Genomic DNA, 19567 nt, shown 5'->3' on the forward strand with positions numbered 1-19567 from the left:
AGTACCACCGCAAACGCCGTCAACGCCGACTCGGGAAACTCACCCCCATCGAGTTCGAACTCATCATGAACCCAGCCGCTACACTGGCGGCATAAACCCGGAGGTCAACCAAACCTTCAGCGGACCCGGCAGCTCTTCCGCGGCGGCCGTCTTGAACCCGCTGAACCCGTCCATCGCAACCACCTCTATTCCGTCTCGCCATGCCTGCGGGCGACCCGCGAGCCACTGCTTGAAGACAGCCTTGGAGCGGCCCTCGACCATGTCCAACAGCCGTGCAGGACCCGTGTTCTCGCGGGCCGGGGTGAGGTCGATGATCACCGTCACGTACTTGTCGCCCAGCCGCGTGTGCCGCCAGACGTGCTCATCGACACCGATCGTGGTGACGCCATCGAACCGAGCCGCGTCATCGATCAGAAGGCGCCGACCCTCGGCGATGATTACGGTGTTCGCGGTATGCCACGACACCCCGAGACCGGCTGCGGCGCGTGTCACGGTGAGGTGATCGACGACGATCGCGGTCAGCGCCCAGCACAACCCGCCCCGCGAGATCTTCGCGCGAGGCGCTGCGGCCTTCGACGTGTCCTGCCGCCATGTCTTCCCGCAGTGGGAGCATCGGTAGCGGCGCACCCTCACCTGCAGGATCGTGGGCCGGTGCCCGAACGGCTCATGCGCGAGCCGACGGACCACGGTGTCTCGCGGCACGCCCTCTGCTGCGCACTTGCGGCACCACGGATCGTCGTCGACAACGCGGCACTCGATCACCGCCCGATCCGCGTCGAGATGCTGCCCGACGGCCTCGAGGCCGAGCTCATCGAGGCGCCCGACCTCACCACGTTCTGCCGCCTCGAGGCCGAGCTCATCGAGGCGGCAGAACGTGGTGAGGTCGGGCGCGGCGAAGGTAGCGTTGAGCACGTCGAGGTCTTCCGGATGGTGAGTGTAGGAACTTCCATCCTCGGGGGACCTCGACCCCTATCCAGTCACCGCCGCCCGACCCCCGGGCTACACCCTCAACTACGAAGAGCCTGCAATGGTTGCGAGCATCGGCTTGATGTTCGCAGTGGCCGTGACCGGATGCACGGCAACCGGCGACAGTGGTGTCGACGGGGATCCGGTCACGAACGTCGACGCGACGGAATCGGTCGATGCGGCCGAGACCGCCGCGCCGAGCGAATCGGCCGAGCCCGAGGAGTTGGAGGAGCCATCGGCGACGACCGGCCTAGCTGAATCCGAGGACGCGGACGAGCTCGAACCCGCAGCCGTCAACGGCCGCTGGTGCGCTGCAGCCGACAGCCCGACCGACGAAGGCTGCATCACCATCGAATGGCCGAACGTGGCGTTCGACTCGGGCACGCCCTCGCTCACGATCTCGGTCGTGGACGAGGACTCCGACGGCTGCGTCGTGCTCTCGCAGGGCGACGCCCCGTTTGGCACGTATTGCGGTGCCGGCATCGAGCTGCGGGTGCCGGCGGAGAACTTCACGGGCAGCGACTATCCGAGCGAAGACCGCATTTGGGGCTCGCAGACCGGCTGGATGTACCTGCGCGAGTAGCCGCCCACAGAATGTCCCCGATATCCCATTTCCGTCGAGATTTTTGGGACATCGGGGACATTCCGTGCGGTCGCCCTACGGCGCGAACTGCGCGAGCTTACGCGCCAGCTCGAGTCCCGCATCCTCTCGTGACAGATCGACCGACACGACATGGATGCGCCGGTCGCCAACAACGAGGGTTTCGTCGCGCCCGGCGTCCCCCGCGTAGACGAGCACGCCGTCGAGTATCCGGGTCGCGGTGAGGTAGGCGTTGAGCTGGTAGACGTCGTCGCGGCGCGCGCCCGAGGGCTGGAGCACCTTGTACTTCACGTCGCCGACGAACCGCCAGTCGCCGCCGACCCGCACGCCGAGGTCGGGCTGCAACTCCACGCGCCGCCCGGCGTCGAGCCAGAGCTGCTTCTTCCACGCATCCGGCATGACCCGCGCGTCGAGTGACCAAGCGCGGCGCAGTCGCGTGCGCACCCACTGCTCGACGACCTGGGGCATGTTCAGGACGAAGCCGGGGATCGTCGTGTCGCCCGCATCCGGCGAAATCGAGCCCGACGCGAGCACGATGCGCGCGAGGCGAATTGCCCGCTCGTACCAGAGGTTCTGGCGCGTCCACACGATGCGCCGCGACGCCTCGAGCGGGTCGCGTAGGCGCGCGACGTCGCGCACCTCGCGCCACTGCCGGTGCGCGTCCGAGCGCGTGCGATGCGACACAACGGGCGACAGCCGAACCACCTGCAGGGCGGCCCGAAGCACCCGGTTTTCGAGGTTGTCCTCGTCGAACACGTCGGCCTCGACCGCGACGGGCACCGGGGCGAAGCGGCGGATTGTCTGCGGAATCAGCACCTTGCCGCGCACGAACCCGAGGTCCTGGCGCGTGCGCCGGTACGAGTGCAGGAGCCCGCGGCGGAAGGTCTGCTGGCACGCCCGCACGAAGAGCGCGGCCACCGCATCCTCGACCGTCTTCGCGCTCGCGACGGCATCGTCGTGCTCGAGCCAGCCGTACGGGTCGGCGATCTCGCTGAGCAGCTGCAGCAGCCGCTCGACCGGGATCTTCGGCCGCACCGACACCGCGAGGCCGTCGACGACCGCGCCGCCGACGCGGGCGCCAGGGGTCACGGTCACGAGCCCGCCCGGCGCCGGCTCAAACTCCGCGTCGAACCAGGCGCGTAGCTTCTGCTGCTGGCCGACCGTGAGCGCGACGGGCGCGCTGCGGCGATGCTCAGTCAGCTGCAGCATCGGTCTCGTCGATCCGCACCGCCGCCTTCAGTGCGTCGAACTCAAGGCGCGCGACGCGGTCGGGCTGCCCGTAGAACAGCTCGCGCAGCGTCGGCATCACCGTGAAATCCCAGGCCCGGTGGGCGTTCTGCTCGGTGAGGCGCTCCTCGGGTAGGAGGAAGTGGCTCGGGCCGATCGCCTGGTCCGGGTCGGCGATGATGCGGTTCGCTTCGTCGAGCAGCGCGCCGAGCCAGCCGAGATCGGATGCGCGGGCCGACAACCATGCGTCGAGCACGTCGGTCATCGGGGCCTCGCCGGGGCGGAGGTCGCGGATCACGAAGCGGCGTCGGAGCGCGGCGTCGATCGCGGCGATCGAGCGGTCGGCGGTGTTCATCGTGCCAATGAACAGGAGGTTCTTCGGCAGTGTGAAGCGGTCGCCGTAGTTCAGCGTGACCTCGGCCTCGCGGTACTCAAGTAGGAAGTAGAGCTCGCCGAACACCGCGGGGAGGTTCGCGCGGTTGATCTCATCGATCACGAGCACGTGGAGGTGGTCGGGGTTGCGGCGGGCGCGCTCAGCGACCTCCATGAGCGGGCCGTTGCGCAGCGCGAACGCGCCGGGCACGCCCGGGTCGGGGCGCAGGCCCTGCACGAAGTCCTCGTACGAGGTCGCCGGGTGGAACTGCACGAGCGTCACACGGTTGCGGTCGCGCGTGAGGAACCGGGAGAGCCCCTGCGCGACGAACGTTTTGCCCGTGCCGGGAGGGCCCTGCAGGATGATCTGTCGCTTGTCGAGCAGCAGGTCGCGCGTCAGCGTGAGCCAGTCGCGGCTCGAGCGGGTCGTGAAGCCGAGCGAATCCGCGAGCTCTTCGAGGGTCTGCGGAATCGGCTTCGTCGAGGCAGGTTTTGCAGGTGCATTCTCGGCGGTGACGGCGTTTTCGACGCGCAGCTCCGCTGCAACAGAGTCGGGCGACACAACTCTGCGCCCGGCGCGCCAGTCGAGGTACGCCTCGGCGAGCTCGGCCGGCCAATCGGTGTCGGCGGGGTTCAGCTCGAGTGTCTGCTGCGCGAGATCGGCGGCGGTCGCCGGGCTGAGGTCTATGCCCTCGCGCTCGAGCAGCGTGCGCTGCAGTGTGCCGGTCGCCTCGAGCAGCGTCTGGTACGACTCGCCCGGGCCGCCAGCCACTGACGTGTCGATGTTCGCGAGCTGCTCGCGCAGTGACGGCAGGTTCGCGCGGAAGAACTGGGGCCGCGCAGGATTCAGGGTGTGCAGCAGGGTCGACGCAGCCTCGACGAACTCGTCGACCGAGCCCGCGAAGCCGGTCACCTCATGCAGCTCGTCGATCGCGCGGGAGGGCTCGTCGAGGCGCACGCGCTCGAGCAACTCCGTGCCAGTCCCGGGGTTATCGCGCAGCCAGGCGATCAGCGACTTCGCCGCATCCGTCTGTAGCTCATAGAGCGGTTCAAGGATGCTCGGGAGCGCTTCGAGCGTGACGGGCTCCGACCTCGTTGTGGTCGCGTCGGGCTCGAGGCCTTCGCGCACGAGCGAGGCCCACGCCGCCCAGGTCAGCTGGGTTTCGTTCGGCTCGCGCCAATCGAACACGAGTGGCGCCGCGAAGAAGTTCACCTCGCGGCGGTCGCCGTAACGGAGGTTCGGCTCGACGGCGTTGAGCAAGTCGCGCTGCGTGCCGGAGGGGACGAGCTCGGCGTAGGCCCTGAGGATGCGCTTGCGATCCTCCAGGGCAGCACTGTTGATCGCGTATTCGGGGAACCAGAGGTGCTCGATGAGGCGCTGCAGCGGGCCGGATGCCGGCACGTCGATGCGCTCGAGGAGCGACTCAAAGTCGCCCCACGTTGTCAGGGTGCCCTCGCGCGCGTCTCGGGGGAGCGCGGAGAGTTCCTCCGTGAGCCGGATGAGGAACTGCAGGAGCCGCCACCGGTAGGTCTGGTATCCCGTGCCGCCCGGGATGATGCCGGTGGCGAGGGCACGCGCGAGGTCTTCGGGCAGCGCAGGGAGTGTCTCGCGCCAGCCGAGGATGGCGTCGATCTGGGCCTGCTTGGTGGCGGCACGCATCGAAGCCGGGAGCATCGGCAGGCAATAAACATAGAAGAGCTCGGCCGCGAGCAGGATCGCCTCATCGGCGGCCGGCTCGAGCTGGGTGTAGAGCTTCTCAAGGAACGAGCCTTCGCCCTCGTCGGGCCGCTCCACGAAGTAGGTGACGAGGTCGCGCACCGCGGCGTCGTAGTTGAGCGGCGCGCCCGTGAAGAGCGAGCGGCCCTCGATGAGTGCGTTGCGCCAGCGGTCGGCGAGCTCGTAGATGATGTCGGCCGACGGGCGCGACAGACGGAACGTCTTCGTGGTCTCGGCCTGCGCCTCGGCGTCGTCGGCCGCTTCCTCCGAACGCGACCAGCGCGAATCCGCGAGGAACGCGTCGATGTCCTGCGGCGCATCCTCGAACACGAAGCGCTCGAGCTGCTCGGCGTACGGACTCTCGGGGTCGAGGCGCCAAACCGAGCCGCGGAACGTGTAGTAGTACCACTCGCGCGGCTCGAACGCCGAGTCCCACGCGACGCGCACGCGGTCGTCCTCGACCGCGACGATTTCGCCGCGCGCCTTGACCCGCATGCACGACACGGGGCGGCCCTGCGCGTCGAACGGGAGGTCATACTTGCGCACGTAGGTCGACTTGATCGCAATGCGGTCGCCGGGCCGCATCGCGGCGGCCTCGGCGGGGAGACCGTCGGCGAGCGTCCAGAAGCCGCCGGCGATCAGGGCCTCGGTGCGGTCGTTCTTGCCATGCATCGCGGAGACGAGCCAGACGCTGCGCGTCGGCTCCGGGGCCGCGGGCCCCGGGTGGCTGGCGAACCGGTACTTGTTTGCCTGCTCGGGGTCGCTGGCGATGGCCTCGTAGAGCTCTGGGTCGCGACGCACTCGCGACAGAGTCTGGATGCTCTTCAGCCCGTTGCGCGTCTCGACCGGCAGGGCGTCGCGGAGCATGTCGGTGACCTCCCACTCGACCGGGTAGCGGTGGCGGTGCTGCGGCTGCGTGCCGTCGTAGAAGTAGTCGCCGGTGATCTTGCCGACGCGCATTCGGTGGCTCTGGTCGTACGGCGCGACGACGACGTCGCCGACCTCGATCTCTTCGTAGAATCGCCGGAGGACGCCCGCCCACGCGATGAGGCTGCCGCGCGAGGCGTCGGCGTGGGTCTTTTTCAGCTCGTCGACGAGGGCAGCGGTCTCGAGGTTGGACTGGCTCAGGTCGCCGACCTCGTCCCACCCGATCGACACGAACCCGTCACGCTCGAGCTCGCTGTCGAACACGTCGTTGCGGATTAGCCACACGTTCGCCATCGTTGGTCCTCTCTCACGGCTCCCCTGAGCTTATCGGCCGCCAGCGACGCGGATGCGCGCGGCCAGTTACGCCCCGAGGAGCCAGCCCGGCTGCTGCGCGATGATGCGCTCGACCAACTCGCGCTTCGGCGCGGGCGACGAGGTGCGCATCCAGGCCGCGATCAGCGTGATCGAGCCGCCGGCCAGGAACAGCGCGGCGTCGTCGCGGTTGATCGACGCGGGCACGGCGTCGCCCATCGCGTCGAACACGTCGCGATACGACGCGGCGAGCGCCTCGTTCACCGACTCCGGCACGCGCGACGAGGTGCGCCACTCGAGCGAACTCACGAAGAACGTCCGGTGCTCGTCGAGGTAGTCGACGAGGCATTCGAGTGCCGTCGTCGCCGCGACCACCGACGGGGTGCCCGCGCGCAGCGCAGCCGTATCGGCCGTCGAATAGGTGCGGAATACCTCCGCGAGCATGTCGATCGCGAGCGCATCCAGGTCGGAAAACTGGTCGTAGAACGCGCTCCGCGACACCCCCGCCTCGCGGGTGATCGCATTCACCGTCATGTCGGTGCCCGGCCGCTCGGCGAGGCGACCAACCGCATACTTGATCGCGGCGCGGGTGCGCGCGGGCCGCGGGTCCGGCGCTCGCGTCGGCTGCGGTTCGCTGGTCTCCGGGTGCTCGCTCGACATGGACGTCAAGTGTAGTAATGCGCGGCGCCGACTTACGCGAACGCCGCCCTACCGCGTTAAATCGAAGCGGCAGACAACCTCTGCTGCGTCCATCCCCTTGCTGGCCCCGCGCATCCGACCCATCCCACAACGACACCTTCGGTCACTTTCTCTGGACGACCGCGCACTCGGCCGCACCGCATCCGCACGCGAACGCCACATTCGGCGTGCCGATGACCCTCGTCGAGGGCATCGGCGCGCTCGAGATGGGCGCGTCGACCTATGACTAGGTGCGCGAGCACGACTCCGTCTGGTCGTACGGGCAGCCCACGTGGGTGTTCACGCACCGCGACCTCGCGCCGCCGGAGGGCGCGGACGTGCGCTTCACCCAGGCGAGCCTCCGCGACGTGCACGCCGAGATGACCGCCGAGGCCGACGGGCGAGACCTCTGGGTCGTCGGTGGGGGAGACCTCGCTGGCCAGTTCGCGGATGCGGGGCTCCTGGATGAGGCCTGGCTCCAGTACGCTCCGGTCACCCTGGGGGCGGGCGCGCCCCTGCTCCCGCGCGCCCCCGAGCTCGAGCTCATCGACGTCGCCCGCAACCGCGCCTTCCTGTGCGGCCGCTACCGCGTCGTGAAGTAGCCGATTCAGGCTTCGCGGCGGGCGGCGCGCGATAATTGGGGCATGACTCACCAGCCTCAGAACGTCTCGACCCAGGAGCGCGGTGCCGCGGTGCTCGCGCACCTTTCCGCCCCGATTGCGGCCATCGTCTCGGCGGGCTGGCTCGCGATCGCCGGCCCGCTCATTGTCTGGCTCTTCTACCGCAACCACTCGCCGTTCGTGCGCACGGCGGCCGCGGGCGCCTTCAATTTCCAGATCAGCGCGTGGTTGATGTCGGTCGTCGGCTGGGTCCTCTGCTTCACGATCATCCTGCTGCCGATCGGCATCCTGCTGATCATCCTCGGCAACCTGCTTACGCTGATTCTCGGCATCTGGGGCGCCGTGCGCACCTCGGGCGGGCACCAGTACAAGTACCCCTGGCAGATCCGCATCCTCAGCTAGCGCCAGCCAGCCGAAGCCCGGCCGCACGAACTACTCGTGCAGCCCGGCCCCGAGCATCGACACGGCGGCGGCCTGCGCATCGCGGCCTCGATCGCCGCGATGCGCGATGAGTTGGTCAACGAGCTGCTCCGTGAGCAGCATGAGCGCGGCCCGCGAGGTGTGAATCAGCTCGTCCTGAAACGACTCGTTGATCGGTGGCGCGACGAGCACGACGTCGGCCTCGTCGGCGAGCACCGAGCGGGCGAACGAGGTGATCGCGAGCACCCGTGCCCCGCTTGCCTTCGCGGCCCGCATCGCCTCGAGCGTCGATCGATTCGCGCCCGAACCAGACAGCACGACGCAAACCGAACCCGCGCCGAGCAGGCGTGCGGAGATCTGTTGCGACATCGAATCCATGAGCATTTCGGCGGGGCGCCCCGCCGAGTTGAGCCGCAGCACGAGGTCCAACCCGAGCGACGACGAGAGTCCGTTCGCGATAACGAGCACGCGCTCGGCCTCATCGAGCCCGCGCACGAACGCGCCGACCGACTCCTCGGTGAGCGCCGACACCGTGTGGCTGAGGCGCGCGCCGAAGCGCTGCACGCCTGCGCGTACTGAGCCGACCATCGTGCCGTCGCCCGCATCCTCACCTGCCGCGACACGGGCCGAGGTCTCGAGCGCAAGCTCCTGCGCGAGGGCAACGCGCAGCTGCGGGTAGCCCTCGTAGCCGAGCGACTGGGCGGCGCGAATGACCGTCGTGCGGCCGACGCCCACCGCATCCGCGAGTTCTTGCGCCGTGCGCTCGACAGTGCCGCTGCGGTCGGCGACGATCGCCTCGGCGACGCGACGTTCGCCGGGCTGCAGCGAGGGCGACAGTGAACCGATGCGCGCCGACGGCGGTGCGTCAGACGACCCTTGCCAGCTCACGTGACCGCGCTCCCTCCATGATCCGACGACGAATCGCTCCCGAGATCGCGTCGACGATCATCGTCGCGACAATCACGACAATGAGCAGCATGCCGACCGTGTCCCACTGCCGATAGTTCGTGTAGTTCGAGAGCATACTGCCGATGCCGCCCGCGCCGACGAGGCCGAGCACGGCCGAGGTACGGATGTTGATCTCGAAGCGGTAGAGGGCGAACGACATGAGCGCGGGGGCGACGGCGGGCCAGAGCGCCCAGCGGGTCACTTCGGCCGTCGAACCGCCGGCCGCGCGCACCGCCTCGGATGCGCCCTCCTGCGCCGACTCGATGGTTTCGTATACCCACTTGCCCTGCGTGCCGATGCCCGCGATGCCGAGGGCGAGCGCGCCGGTGAACGGCGTGAGGCCGGTCACGGTGAGCAGGATGATCGCGATGATCACCTCGGGCACGGCGCGGATCACGGCGAAGATCGCCCGAAGCAGGGCGCGCAGCCAAGCGGGGCCGACGCCGCGTGCGGCGAGCATGCCGAGGGGCACCGACACGACGACGCAGAGGATCGCGCCGAGCCACGCCATCGAGATCGACCGCCACATCTCGGTGAGGGCGCGCGGCAGCTTCTCCCAATTCGGCGAGGAGAACATGAGCTGCAGGTAATTCGCGACGCTTGCAGGAATCTCGGGCAGGTCGCTCCACTGAATCTGGAGGCCGGCGGCCGAGGCGAGGATGATGAGCCCGGCGACGACGGCGAACACCGTCGACCAGCGGCGCGGCGGGCGCTGGGGCAGCGCGAGCGCGGTCATGTGAGCCTCCTTCGCAGTGCATTCGAGCAGAGCTCGATGAGCACGACGACGACAAGAATTTCGAGGATGATCACCGAGACATCCTCATAGGCGTAGAAGCCGCGGCGCTCGTCGAGCAGGCGGCCGATGCCGCCGGCGCCCACGATGCCGAGGATCGCCGAGATGCGCACGTTGAGTTCGAGCGTGTAGAGCCACTGGTTTGCGAACAGCGGCCAGGTCTGGGGCAGCGCCGTGACGCGGTTGATCTGCAGCTGGCTGCCGCCGGCGGCGCGGCCGGCCTCCATGTAGCCGTGGTCGGCCGAATCGATCGCCTCCGACACGAGCTTCACGACGATGCCGAGGTCAAACAGGAACAGCGTGAGCAGGCCGGGCAGCGCGCCGACACCGACCATCGCGACGAGCACGGTTGCGTAGACGAGGTCGGGCACCGAGCGCACGACGTTGATGATGGTGCGCACGACGCCGCGGCCGAACGAGTTCGGGTTCGTCGGCTTCGCGGCCCATAGCGTGAGCGGCACCGACACGATCGCCGCGACGAACGCGCCGACGATCGCCATCTGCAGCGTCTCGAGCATCGGCTGAACGGTGCGCGGCAGGAACTCGAAGTTCGGCTGCAGCAGCTGGACGAGCTTGTCGGCGCCGTTACGCCAGTTGCGCACGATGGCGCCGAGGTCGAGCTCGACGCCGCCGATGGCGGGGATGCACGTGGCAATCGTCATCGCGGCAATAGCGAGCAGGATGAGCGCGGTGCGCACTCGGTTGCGGGGGCGCGGCGGCAGTCGCAGCTCACCCGAGCCGCCGCGTTCGGCCGCTCGCACCGAGGTGTCGACGGTCATTCCGCCCGGCCCATCACGTCGCGCGCCTGAATCGGGCGTCCGTAGATCTGCTCGAAGTCGGCGTCAGTCGCGGCGCCAGCGGGCCCGTCGTAGACGATCTCGCCGGCCCGCAGGCCGATCATGCGGGTTGTGTATTGCCGAGCGAGGTCCATGAGGTGGATGTTCACGAGCACCGTGAGGCCGCGCTCGCGGTTGATGCGGCGCAGGTCGCCCATGACGGCGTGCGCCGTGGGCGGGTCGAGGCTCGCGACGGGCTCGTCGGCGAGCATCACGCTCGGCTCCTGCGTCAGGGCGCGTGCGATCGCGACGCGCTGCTTCTGCCCGCCCGAGAGCGCGCCGCCGCGGGCCCAGACCTTCTCGAGCATGCCGACCGAGTCGAGCGCGCGCAACGCGAGCTCGCGGTCGTCGGCCGATGGGAGGCCGAGCAGCGTGCGCCAAGCGGGCGAGTGCGCGAAGCGGCCAACGAGCACGTTGTGGAACACGTCGGTGCGTTCGGCGAGGTTGAAGCCCTGGAAGATCATGCCGACGTGGCCGCGCACCTCGCGCAGGGCGCGGCCACGCAGGCCCGTCACGGTGTGCGGGCCGACCGTGACGGTGCCCGAGCTCGCCTCGACGAGCCCGTTGATGGTGCGGATTAGCGTCGACTTGCCCGAGCCCGAAAGGCCGACGATCGACACCATTTCGCCCGGCTCCACCCGCAGCGACACGTCGCGCAGCGCGCGGGTGCCGTTCGGGTAGGTCACCGAGACCTGGTCGAGTTCTACGTGCCACGACGTGGAGGCCGGGGCGAGCCCGGCCTCCACGCGGCCTGCATCAGTGTGCATGCGGATGTGCCCTAGGGGAGTTGGTGATTAGTTCTGGAACTTGGCGAGGATCTCGCCGTAGCGGTCGATCTGCTCCTGCTGCGTGTCAGCGGTCCAGTCCGACAGGCCCACGAGGTTGAACATGACGTCGGCGGCCTCGTCCGAGGAGTCGGCGTACTCGTCCATCGCGGAGGTGAGCTGCTCGACGAGGTCGTCGGGCAGCGACTGCGAGACGGCGACGCCGCCGTTCGGGATCTGCTCGGTGTAGCCGAACGCGACGACCTTCTCCGAGACGTCCGGCGCCTCTTCGAGCACGGTCGAGCGGGCGTCCCAGAAGCCGAAGCTCACCTCGGCGTCGTCGTTGTAGACCGAGAGCACCGCGTTGTTGTTGCCCTCAACGGGCACCTGCTGGATGCCGTTGTCGGTGTCGATGCCCGCGTCCTGCATCGCGACGATCGGGTACTGGTAGCCGGCGGGCGAGGTTGCGGCCTGGAGGGCGACCTTCGTGCCGTCGTCGATCTTCTTCAGCGCGTCGAGGCCGAGGGGGCCCTGCCCGGTCGCGTTGGCGCCGGCCTCTTCGATGCCGTTGCAGTACGACATCTCGACATCGCTCGCGGCGTAGGTCGCCATGACGGGCTCGTCGTCGCAGTACTTGTCGGGGTTGTTCGTGTAGGCCACCGACGAGTACGAGGTGGCGCCGAAGCGCACGTCGCGCAGGATGAGCTTCGCGTCGTACTGGTTGATCGCGTTGTAGAGCGAGCCGGCGTCGGTGATGACGACCTGGGCCTGGTCGGCGCCGAGCGCCTCCACCGTGGCGGCGTAGTCGGTGGCAACGACGCCGTTCACCTCGATGCCGAGCTGGTCCGAGAGGTAGGTGGTGAGCGGGTCGAGCGCCTCGGCGAGGTCTTCACCCTCGGTCGAGGGCACGAGCGAGATGGTGATCGACTCGGGCCATTCGCTCGAGCCGGCGGTGGCGGACGCGTCGGAGTCGCCGGCGGCACAGCCGGTGAGGGTGAGGGCGGCCACGGCGAGGAGGCTGGTGGCGGCAAGGGACTTGCGCATGCTCGGAGTTACCTTTCGATGCTGGTAGTGGGGTGGGGTGACGCGGGAGAGCTGGCCGCGGTTGCGGACCAGGCGAGAATGTCGGGCACGAGTTCGGCGAGCGTGCGGCCGCGCAGCGTGGGCTGTTCGGTCGAGCTCGCGGCGGTCGCGCCGACAAGAGCGGTGGTGGCGCCGAGCGCGGCGGCCGGGGCGAGGTCAGACTCGAAGATGTCGCCGATCGACAGCACCGGGCCAGCCTCGAGGGCGGCGCGGATGATCGGCTCGAGCCCGGCGGGCTTGCCCACGGTGAAGTGGCGCTCGGCGAACGATTCGGCGAGGCCCCAGGTCTCGAGGGCGCGCTCAATGCCATCGGCGGGTGCGTTCGTCGCGAGAACGAGGCGGATGCTCGGATCGAGTCGAGCGACGAGCTCGGCGAGGCCCTTGGCCGGGGCGACGGGTGCCTCGTCGGTGCCGAGCTGGGTGCGGCTGTGCTGGTAGGCGCGGCTCAGGGTGGCCTCGTCGACCCCGTCGGCGCGGGCGAGCGAACCGACGACGTCGTAGCCATCGCGATACGCCGAGCCGCCCGCGTTATAGTCGGCGAGGTCGGTCGCGACCCGGTCGAGGTACGCCGCACTCGCCGACTCCGCGGCCACGCGGGCGTAGGCCCACACGGGGCCGTCGCCGACGGCAACGGTGCCGTCGAAGTCGAAGATGATGGTTGCGGTCACGGGCGCTCCTCGGTTGTGGACGTTGCGTCCAAGAGTGCGCCGCGTTGTGGACTAAAGGTCTACATCTAGGTGAACAGCGGGTGACGTTTTGGACGAATCGTCCGCGTTCCAGCGATATCGCGGATGCTCCACGAAGTCGGCGAGCACCGCGCGCGAGTCCCCGGTGAGAGGAAAAGCGCTGATGAGGCGAAAACCGTCGCCCCCATCGATGCCGTAGATGAGGGCGGTGTTGGACGCTTCGTCCGCGCCGAGGAGCACGACGCGGGCCTTCGCGGAGCCGAGCCGGACGTCGGCGGTGCCTCGCGCATCCGCCGGGGGAGCGAGCAGCGAGGGGCGGATGGCCGCGGTCACGCGCTCGAGCAGCGTGCCCGGGCCGTCGAGGTGGAACGCCTCGGCGGGCAGGCCGAGGGCCAGCGCGAGGTGACCGTCGAGCCAGCGGTCGCGCTTGTAGCCATACGGCGTCGGCTCGTCAGAGAACCAATAGCCGTAAACGTGGAGCAGCCCGGCGTTGCCGACGGGGTACGTCGCCTCGATGCCTGCGGCGTCGTGCAGGTGGTCGAACAGCTTACGGTCGAGCACCGGTCCGCCCGTGTTCTCGTCGATGACCGTCGAGCGGCCCCACTGCGCAAAGCGGCCGGCCGCGGCATCCTCGCCGATGTCGGCGAGCGCCCGCGGCAACCACTCGGTGCGATCCATCACGTGGCCTCCACGGCGACCGCGTCGCCGAGGTAGTTCAGCTTCGCGCGGTCGTCGCCGACGAACTGTTGCGCCGGGCCGTGCTGCACCGTCACGAGGTCGCCGCCGTCGAGGCGCACGACGGTGCGGCGATGCGCGCCGAAGAAGCCGCTCGACACGACGGTGACCGGCACGCCGTGCTCGGCGTCGGCCGCATCGAGCCGCAGTTGCTCGGGGCGAACGAACGCCGTCACGGCGTCGCCCTCCTGCGCATCCGAGCCTGGCAGCACGTCGAGCGAAGTGCCCGGCAAGCGCACCTCGCCGCCGAGATAGGTGCCGGGAATTCGGTTCGAGTCGCCGACGAAGCTCGCGACGAACGGGGTCGTCGGGCGGCGGTAGAGCTCCTCGGGCGTGCCGAGCTGCTCGATCACGCCGGCGCGCATGACCGCGATGCGGTCAGCGACGGCGAGCGCCTCCTCCTGATCATGCGTCACGAAAATCGTCGTAATGCCGAGCTCTGTCTGGATCGCCTTAATCTCGTCGCGCAGGCGCACGCGCACCTTCGCGTCGAGCGCCGAGAGCGGTTCGTCCAGCAACAAGGCGCGCGGCCGGGTGACGAGGGCGCGGGCGAGCGCGACTCGCTGCTGCTGGCCGCCCGAAAGCTGGTGGGCGAAGCGCTCCTTCGTCGCCGCGAGGCCGACGAGCTCGAGCGCCTCGTCGACGCGACGGGCGCGCTCGGCCTTGCCGACCCGGCGCATCTCGAGCCCGAAGCTCACGTTCTGCGCCACGGTCATGTGGGGGAACAGGGAGTAGGCCTGGAACACGACCGACATGTCGCGGTGGTTCACCGGCACGGGCGCGACGTCGTCGTCGCCGACGAGGATGCGCCCGCCCGAAACCTGCTCGAGCCCCGCAAGGCAGCGCAGCATCGTCGTCTTGCCGCAGCCCGACGGACCGAGCAGTGCCACAAACTCGCCGGGGCGCACATCGAGGTCGATGCCGTGCAGCACGGTGGTGTCGCCGTACGCCTTCGTCACGCCGTCAAAGACGATTGGCGTGCCGCGCTCGGCGCGCACGGTGGTGGCGATGTCAGCCATTTGCGGCGACCTCCTTCTGCTTGCGCCGGCGCTCGCCCCGAGGACGAATCGAGGCGAATACGAACAGTAGAACAAATACGACGATGAGCGAGCACAGCGAGGTGATCACGGCGGCCCAGGGGTCGCTGCGCGAGACGTCGAGCAGGGCGACCTGCAGCGTCACGCGGTTGAGCAGGGACGAGACCGTGAACTCGCCGAGCACGACCGCGGCCGTGATGAGCGTCGCGCTCGTGAGGCCGCGGCGAATGCCCGGCACGATGATGCGCCAGAGCACCGTGAACCAGCTCGCCCCGAGCGTGCGCGCGGCCTCGGTGAGCGTGCGCGCATCCATGCCCTGCAACTCGGCGACGATGGCGCGGTAGGCGAACGGCAGCACGAGCACGCCGTAGGCGAGCGCGAGCGTCCAGGTCTCGCCGCCGAGCACCTGCACGATGACGCGGTAGAGCGGGGCGAGGCCGACGACGAGCACGATCGCGGGGATCGCGATGGGCATGATCGTGAGGAACTCGAAGGCGCGCTCGAGCCGCGGGAACCGCAGGTGCACGAGCACGATGGTCGGCAGGAACAGCACCCACACGATGACGATCGTGATGAGCGCGAGCAGCAGCGAATTCGTCACGCCCTTCCAAAGGTTGCGGTATGAGCGCGCGTTCTCGGGGTCGACTAACGCCTGCCAGTGTTCGAAGCTATAGCCCGCGTCGCCGCGCAGTGTGAACTCGAGCATCGCGAGCAGCGGAATAAGAAACAGGCCGCAGATGACGACGAGGATCGTGATGCGCAGCCAGGCCGGAGCCCGCCCGGAGACGGTCGCGGCGGGCTGTCGACGCTTCGTATCGCGGCTCATCGCTGCCACCTCGCGGCTCGGCGCTGCAGCAGCGAGTAGGCGGCCATGACGACGACCATGACGACGATCATGCCGAGCGCGAGGGCGCCGGCGGTGTTGGCGCGCGAGGCCCCCGTCTCGGCGATGAGGGCGCCGCGAATCTGCAGCGGCACGATCTGCGCACCCTGGCTGATGAGCGCCGCCGCGGTCGCGTACGACGAGAACGCGTTCGCGAACAGCAGCAGCAGCGAGCCGAGGAACGACGGCGCGAGGATCGGGCCGGCGATGCGCCGCCAGTAGGTGAACGACGAGCCGCCGAGCGTCGCGGCCGCCTCGGCCCACTCTCGGCGCAGCCCCTCCATGGCGGGCAGGAAGACGATGACCATGAGCGGCACCTGGAAGTAGAGGTAGGGGAGGATGAGCCCGGGCAGCTGGTAGAGCCAGACGCCGTCGGCGTAGAGATCGATGCCGAGCGAGTCGCGCAGCAGCACCGTCACGAGGCCCTGGATGCCGATGGTCGCGATGAACGCGAACGCGAGCATGACGCCGCCGAACTGCGCGAGCACGCTCGACGCGGCGTCGATGATGCGGCGCAGCACGCCGCCGGGCTTCGAGCCGGTGAGGGCGACACAGAGCAGCGCGCCGAGCACGGCGCCGATGATCGCGGTGAGGCCGCTCACCCAGATGGAACTCCAGAACGAGCCGAGCACGACGGGGTCGCCGAGGTGTGCGAGGTTCTCGAGGGTGAAAGTACCGTCGGCGTCGACGAAACCGGTGGCAATCGCGAGCACCGTGGGCACGGCGAGAAACACGAGCACGTAGAGCGCGAACGGGGTGAGTCCGAGCCACTTCATGGCATCACCTCTGACGGTCGAAAGCGGATGGGGAAGAGCGTCGCGCGGGGACGCGCGGGAGGCGACGAAGCCGCAGGGTGCCGAATATCGAGCACGCTGCGGCTTCGTGGCAGGGGGAGCGCTAGCTAATGACCTTCGGCCATTCGGTCGAGAGCAGCTCGTTGGCGGCCTCGGTCTCCTCGGTCGTCGCGGTCACCTGCTCCTCGGGCAGACCACCGGCGGCTTCGAGCGCGTCGGCGTCGACGGTTCCGGCCTCATCCATGGCGGCGAGGCGCACGGGGAAGGCGCCGGCCTCGAGGTAGAGGTTCTGCACCTCGTCCGAGAAGATCCACTCCATCCAGAGGCGCGCGGCGGCCGGGTGCGGAGCATCCACGTTGATCGCCTCGTTGTAGTACGACACGTAGGCGGTGCCGGGGAGCACCGCGTTCTCCCAGCTCGGGGTCTCGGCCTGCTGGCCGATGTTGTTGAACGACCAGTCGATCACGACCGGGGTCTCGCCCTGCGCGATGGTCGCGGGGGTCGGGTCGACGGTGAGGAAGTTGCCCGCGTCGTTGAGCTCCTGGAAGAAGTCGACGCCGGTCTGGAAGTCGTCGAGCGAGCCGCCCTGCTGCACGGTCGCCATGCCGACGCCCGCGAACGCCGCGCCAGCCTCGGTCGGGTTGCCGTTGAGCGCGACCGAGCCGGCGTACTCCGAGCCGAGCAGGTCATCGAGCGAGGTAGGCGCCGAGAACTGGTCCGAGTCGTAGCCGATCGACATGACACCGGTGTAGTTGTTCACCCACAGGCCGGTCTCTTCCTTGTTCTCGGCCGGGATGTCGTCCCAGGTCTGCACCTGGTACGGGGCGAAGTAATCGGTGCTCTCGAGCGCAACCGCGGTGCCGAGGTCGAACACATCGGGGGCGGTGTCCTGGCCCTTGAGGTTGTCGGCGGCCTGGATCTCTTCGGCGCTCGACACGTCGGGCGACGTCGAGTTCACGGTGATGCCGTACTTGTCTTCGAACCCCTGGATGATCGCGCCGTAGTTCGCCCAGGTCTCGGGCAGCGCGATGACGTTGAGTTCGCCCTCGGCCTGGGCCGCGGCGACGAGCTCGTCGAAGCTGCCGAAGTCCTCGGCGCTCGTGGCGGCCGCGGCATCAACGCCGTTTGCGGCGGTGCCGGCGGAGTCGCCGCCGCTGCACGCGGTGAGGCCGAACATGGCGACGAGGGCGGCCGCCGAGGCCGCAACGAAGGGACGTCGTTTCACGATGGTTCCTATTCTGCTAGGGAGGGAGCCGTGCCTCGCCGACCGACGTCGGCCGCTGGCACCTGCCCGACCGTACGGCGGCTCTTCGACCGAACGGGCCCCTTTCGGTGACGCCGAGCTGACCTTCCGGTAAACGCTCGGCGGTTCGATGCCGTTCGGTAACCCCCGCGTCGACTCTGCGCCACCGAGCCTGCGTAGCCTCGCACGCATGTCACTTGAGCAGAACTTGCGCGACTCCGCGCCCGCGATTGCACCGCTCGGCGAGGACGCCGAAAACCACTGGTTTCTCGCGGATCTCTACGACCGCATCCTCACCGGAGACCTGCTCGACCCCGAGGACGCGCAGGAGCTGCTCACCGAGTACCTCGAGGACGAGGACGACGACGAGCTGCCGGAGGAGCTGGTCTCGGCGCTCGAGGCCGACGAGGATGCGCTGACGCTCGAGCTCGTGCGCGTGATCTGGCAGGCCGCGGCCGAAGAGGCTGGTGCCTGGGTCGACGACCACACCGACACCGACCGCTTCTTCGACGCACTCGACGAACTCGAAGACGAAGACATCGACGCGGGCGTCTTCACCGACCACGCGTCGGTGCCCGCGCGTCCGGGTCAGCGCGGCACCGTCGTGCTGTGGGTCAACGCGTGGGAGGACCTTGACGCTGACGAGCCGAGCGACACGCTACTCAGCGTCACGGGTGCCGACGCGGGCATCACCGACGAGGTCGCGGCCGCGCTGCGGCAAGCCGGCCTCACCGTCGTCGACGTGGCCGCCGAGACCGTTACCGTGCGGATGCAGTGGCGTCATCACGTTGAGTCGTGGGACGAGGCGTCCGGAACCTCGGGCGCCCAGTAGCCCGCGCGCGAGGTCGGCGCCGGCGCCCGGCCTCGCGTCGACCCGACTTTGGCAGACCATCGAGACAGAGCAGCAGGATCGCGAGCGCGATCGCGCCGTAGGTGAGCGCATCGGCGAACGTGAGCCATTCGCCGAGCAGCACGACCGAGACGACGACCAACAGCGTCGGCTCGAGGTAGCTCAGCATGCCGAACAGGCTCATCGGCAGCGCCCGCTGTGCGAGCGAGTAGGTCGCAAAGCCGATTGCCGTGAGCACGCCGAGCAGGGCGATCGCGGCCCAGTTCATCGGCGTCGCGGCCACGGCGGCAAGCGAGTGCGGCTGGAGCACGAAGACCGCCACGATCGGCAGCAGCGTTGTCATCTCGAGCGCGAGGGCGGCGGGCGAGTCGAGGTTGAAGCGGCGACGGAGCACGAAGTAGGCCGGGTAGCCGAACGTGACCGCGAAGGTGGCCCACGAGATGCTCGCGCCTGTCGCGAGCGCGACGGTGACGCCGACGACGGCGAGGCTGACGGCTGCGATGCCGAAGCCGCTGAGGCGCTCCCGGTAGAGCACGACGCCGAGCGCGACGAGCATGAGTGGCAGCAGGAAGTAGCCCATCGACACGGCGAGCGCGTTGCCGCTCATGGGGCCCCACGCGAATAGCCAGGTCTGCGTGCCGAAGAGCAGGCCGTCGGCGACGAGCACGAGCGCGAGGGTCGGGCGGCGACGGATACGGCCGAGGATGCGCCGCAGCTCGGGCCACTGCCGCAGCAGGGTGAGGATGACCGCGAGGAACGGCAGCGCGGCGACGATGCGCCACCCGAAGACGGCCGAGGCGTCGAGGCCGTCAAGCATGCTCGGGATGCCGAAGAGTGCGGCGAACGCGACCGAGGCGAGGACCGAGGTGAGGATGCCGCGGGCGGTCGCGATGCGCGCGGGCGACGTCGCGGCCGGCTGGGCGGCGACGTCGGCGTTCGGGCGCTGGGGGAGCACCTGGATTGCGCCGGTGGTGGGCATCACGAGATCGTTCACATCCACCACGCTAGGATGGGTGACCTATAAGCAAAAGCTGCAATACTTGCAAGAAAATGTCTTGTTTTACTTTACAATCAA

At 69.1% G+C, this 19567-nt stretch carries 20 protein-coding genes and 1 pseudogene; 5 read left to right on the forward strand and 16 right to left on the reverse strand.

Going from position 1 to position 19567, the window contains the following annotated elements; all coding sequences use genetic code 11:
• Positions 1-111 precede the first annotated feature (111 nt).
• Positions 112-912: pseudogene (locus tag EJL01_RS00005) on the reverse strand (ISL3 family transposase); the annotation flags it as partial.
• Between the two features lie 115 nt (positions 913-1027).
• On the opposite strand from EJL01_RS00005, the gene EJL01_RS00010 reads away from it, so the two are divergent.
• A complete protein-coding gene (locus EJL01_RS00010; protein ID WP_125105692.1) occupies positions 1028-1549 on the forward strand; it encodes a hypothetical protein in 522 nt (173 codons plus the stop codon).
• 75 nt (positions 1550-1624) lie between these two features.
• Here the strand turns inward: EJL01_RS00010 and EJL01_RS00015 are convergent, their stop codons facing one another.
• From EJL01_RS00015 to EJL01_RS00025, 3 genes are all read right to left on the reverse strand, one after another.
• Positions 1625-2776 (reverse strand): McrC family protein, encoded by a 1152-nt coding sequence (locus EJL01_RS00015; RefSeq protein ID WP_125105693.1) that lies wholly within the window; start codon positions 2774-2776, stop codon positions 1625-1627.
• Positions 2760-6095, reverse strand: a complete 3336-nt coding sequence (locus EJL01_RS00020) for an AAA family ATPase (RefSeq protein ID WP_164509666.1) — start codon at positions 6093-6095, stop codon at positions 2760-2762. The genes EJL01_RS00015 and EJL01_RS00020 overlap by 17 nt, the downstream gene beginning before the upstream one ends.
• 75 nt (positions 6096-6170) lie before the next feature.
• Positions 6171-6782 carry a TetR/AcrR family transcriptional regulator gene (locus EJL01_RS00025; protein WP_125105695.1) on the reverse strand — a complete coding sequence of 204 codons (612 nt, stop codon included), beginning with the start codon at positions 6780-6782 and terminating at the stop codon, positions 6171-6173.
• Positions 6783-6799: 17 nt separating this feature from the next.
• Between EJL01_RS00025 and EJL01_RS13170 the strand changes: the two genes are divergently transcribed.
• From EJL01_RS13170 to EJL01_RS00035, 3 genes are read left to right on the forward strand one after another with little or no spacing between them, the layout of a single operon-like run.
• Positions 6800-7051 (forward strand): hypothetical protein, encoded by a 252-nt coding sequence (locus EJL01_RS13170; RefSeq protein ID WP_241209056.1) that lies wholly within the window; start codon positions 6800-6802, stop codon positions 7049-7051.
• On the forward strand, positions 7052-7402 hold the full coding sequence (locus tag EJL01_RS00030; RefSeq protein ID WP_241209057.1) for a dihydrofolate reductase family protein: 351 nt from the start codon (positions 7052-7054) through the stop codon (positions 7400-7402).
• A 42-nt stretch (positions 7403-7444) separates the two neighbouring features.
• On the forward strand, positions 7445-7822 hold the full coding sequence (locus EJL01_RS00035) for a DUF4870 domain-containing protein (RefSeq protein ID WP_125105696.1): 378 nt from the start codon (positions 7445-7447) through the stop codon (positions 7820-7822).
• A gap of 30 nt (positions 7823-7852) precedes the next feature.
• Here the strand turns inward: EJL01_RS00035 and EJL01_RS00040 are convergent, their stop codons facing one another.
• From EJL01_RS00040 to EJL01_RS00090, 11 genes are all read right to left on the reverse strand, one after another.
• The gene (locus EJL01_RS00040) at positions 7853-8728 is read right to left on the reverse strand and encodes a MurR/RpiR family transcriptional regulator (RefSeq protein WP_125105697.1); all 876 of its coding nucleotides are present in this window, start codon (positions 8726-8728) and stop codon (positions 7853-7855) included.
• Positions 8706-9524: a phosphonate ABC transporter, permease protein PhnE gene (gene phnE, locus EJL01_RS00045; RefSeq protein ID WP_125105698.1), complete on the reverse strand. Its 819-nt coding sequence runs from the start codon at positions 9522-9524 to the stop codon at positions 8706-8708. Before phnE (EJL01_RS00045) ends, EJL01_RS00040 begins: the two co-directional genes overlap by 23 nt.
• Positions 9521-10360 (reverse strand): phosphonate ABC transporter, permease protein PhnE, encoded by an 840-nt coding sequence (phnE, locus tag EJL01_RS00050; RefSeq protein WP_125105699.1) that lies wholly within the window; start codon positions 10358-10360, stop codon positions 9521-9523. The genes phnE (EJL01_RS00045) and phnE (EJL01_RS00050) overlap by 4 nt, the downstream gene beginning before the upstream one ends.
• A complete protein-coding gene (gene phnC / locus EJL01_RS00055; RefSeq protein ID WP_125105700.1) occupies positions 10357-11184 on the reverse strand; it encodes a phosphonate ABC transporter ATP-binding protein in 828 nt (275 codons plus the stop codon). The genes phnE (EJL01_RS00050) and phnC overlap by 4 nt, the downstream gene beginning before the upstream one ends.
• Before the next feature lie 27 nt (positions 11185-11211).
• Complete coding sequence (locus tag EJL01_RS00060; RefSeq protein WP_125105701.1) at positions 11212-12225, reverse strand: phosphate/phosphite/phosphonate ABC transporter substrate-binding protein; 1014 nt, start codon at positions 12223-12225, stop codon at positions 11212-11214.
• Between the two features lie 8 nt (positions 12226-12233).
• On the reverse strand, positions 12234-12932 hold the full coding sequence (locus tag EJL01_RS00065) for an HAD family hydrolase (RefSeq protein ID WP_125105702.1): 699 nt from the start codon (positions 12930-12932) through the stop codon (positions 12234-12236).
• A gap of 51 nt (positions 12933-12983) precedes the next feature.
• Positions 12984-13631 (reverse strand): amino acid deaminase, encoded by a 648-nt coding sequence (locus tag EJL01_RS00070; RefSeq protein WP_164509667.1) that lies wholly within the window; start codon positions 13629-13631, stop codon positions 12984-12986.
• Complete coding sequence (locus tag EJL01_RS00075) at positions 13628-14704, reverse strand: ABC transporter ATP-binding protein (protein WP_125105704.1); 1077 nt, start codon at positions 14702-14704, stop codon at positions 13628-13630. The genes EJL01_RS00070 and EJL01_RS00075 overlap by 4 nt, the downstream gene beginning before the upstream one ends.
• Entirely contained in the window at positions 14697-15548 is an 852-nt protein-coding gene (locus EJL01_RS00080; protein WP_125105705.1) for an ABC transporter permease, read from the reverse strand. Before EJL01_RS00080 ends, EJL01_RS00075 begins: the two co-directional genes overlap by 8 nt.
• Positions 15545-16381, reverse strand: a complete 837-nt coding sequence (locus tag EJL01_RS00085; protein WP_125105706.1) for an ABC transporter permease — start codon at positions 16379-16381, stop codon at positions 15545-15547. The genes EJL01_RS00080 and EJL01_RS00085 overlap by 4 nt, the downstream gene beginning before the upstream one ends.
• Positions 16382-16502: 121 nt before the next feature.
• On the reverse strand, positions 16503-17624 hold the full coding sequence (locus EJL01_RS00090) for an ABC transporter substrate-binding protein (protein WP_428831947.1): 1122 nt from the start codon (positions 17622-17624) through the stop codon (positions 16503-16505).
• A gap of 208 nt (positions 17625-17832) precedes the next feature.
• On the opposite strand from EJL01_RS00090, the gene EJL01_RS00095 reads away from it, so the two are divergent.
• Positions 17833-18474, forward strand: a complete 642-nt coding sequence (locus tag EJL01_RS00095) for a hypothetical protein (protein WP_125105707.1) — start codon at positions 17833-17835, stop codon at positions 18472-18474.
• On the opposite strand, the gene rarD is transcribed toward EJL01_RS00095, so the two are convergent.
• Positions 18401-19471 (reverse strand): EamA family transporter RarD, encoded by a 1071-nt coding sequence (gene rarD, locus EJL01_RS00100; RefSeq protein ID WP_164509668.1) that lies wholly within the window; start codon positions 19469-19471, stop codon positions 18401-18403. The two genes, EJL01_RS00095 and rarD, sit on opposite strands and share 74 nt — an antisense overlap.
• Positions 19472-19567 lie beyond the last annotated feature (96 nt).

The organism is Gulosibacter massiliensis, from assembly GCF_900626105.1.
Taxonomy (GTDB): domain Bacteria; phylum Actinomycetota; class Actinomycetes; order Actinomycetales; family Microbacteriaceae; genus Gulosibacter; species Gulosibacter sediminis.

Excerpts from the sequence above, each read along its gene's own strand:
- EJL01_RS00010 (WP_125105692.1), top strand. The coding sequence starts at position 1,028 with ATGGTTGCGAGCATCGGCTTGATGTTCGCAGTGGCCGTGACCGGATGC.
- EJL01_RS00015 (WP_125105693.1), bottom strand. The coding sequence starts at position 2,776 with ATGCTGCAGCTGACTGAGCATCGCCGCAGCGCGCCCGTCGCGCTCACG.
- EJL01_RS00025 (WP_125105695.1), bottom strand. The coding sequence starts at position 6,782 with ATGTCGAGCGAGCACCCGGAGACCAGCGAACCGCAGCCGACGCGAGCG.
- EJL01_RS13170 (WP_241209056.1), top strand. The coding sequence starts at position 6,800 with ATGCGCGGCGCCGACTTACGCGAACGCCGCCCTACCGCGTTAAATCGA.
- EJL01_RS00035 (WP_125105696.1), top strand. The coding sequence starts at position 7,445 with ATGACTCACCAGCCTCAGAACGTCTCGACCCAGGAGCGCGGTGCCGCG.
- phnE (WP_125105698.1), bottom strand. The coding sequence starts at position 9,524 with ATGACCGCGCTCGCGCTGCCCCAGCGCCCGCCGCGCCGCTGGTCGACG.
- phnE (WP_125105699.1), bottom strand. The coding sequence starts at position 10,360 with ATGACCGTCGACACCTCGGTGCGAGCGGCCGAACGCGGCGGCTCGGGT.
- phnC (WP_125105700.1), bottom strand. The coding sequence starts at position 11,184 with ATGCACACTGATGCAGGCCGCGTGGAGGCCGGGCTCGCCCCGGCCTCC.
- EJL01_RS00060 (WP_125105701.1), bottom strand. The coding sequence starts at position 12,225 with ATGCGCAAGTCCCTTGCCGCCACCAGCCTCCTCGCCGTGGCCGCCCTC.
- EJL01_RS00075 (WP_125105704.1), bottom strand. The coding sequence starts at position 14,704 with ATGGCTGACATCGCCACCACCGTGCGCGCCGAGCGCGGCACGCCAATC.
- EJL01_RS00080 (WP_125105705.1), bottom strand. The coding sequence starts at position 15,548 with ATGAGCCGCGATACGAAGCGTCGACAGCCCGCCGCGACCGTCTCCGGG.
- EJL01_RS00085 (WP_125105706.1), bottom strand. The coding sequence starts at position 16,381 with ATGAAGTGGCTCGGACTCACCCCGTTCGCGCTCTACGTGCTCGTGTTT.
- EJL01_RS00095 (WP_125105707.1), top strand. The coding sequence starts at position 17,833 with ATGTCACTTGAGCAGAACTTGCGCGACTCCGCGCCCGCGATTGCACCG.
- rarD (WP_164509668.1), bottom strand. The coding sequence starts at position 19,471 with ATGCCCACCACCGGCGCAATCCAGGTGCTCCCCCAGCGCCCGAACGCC.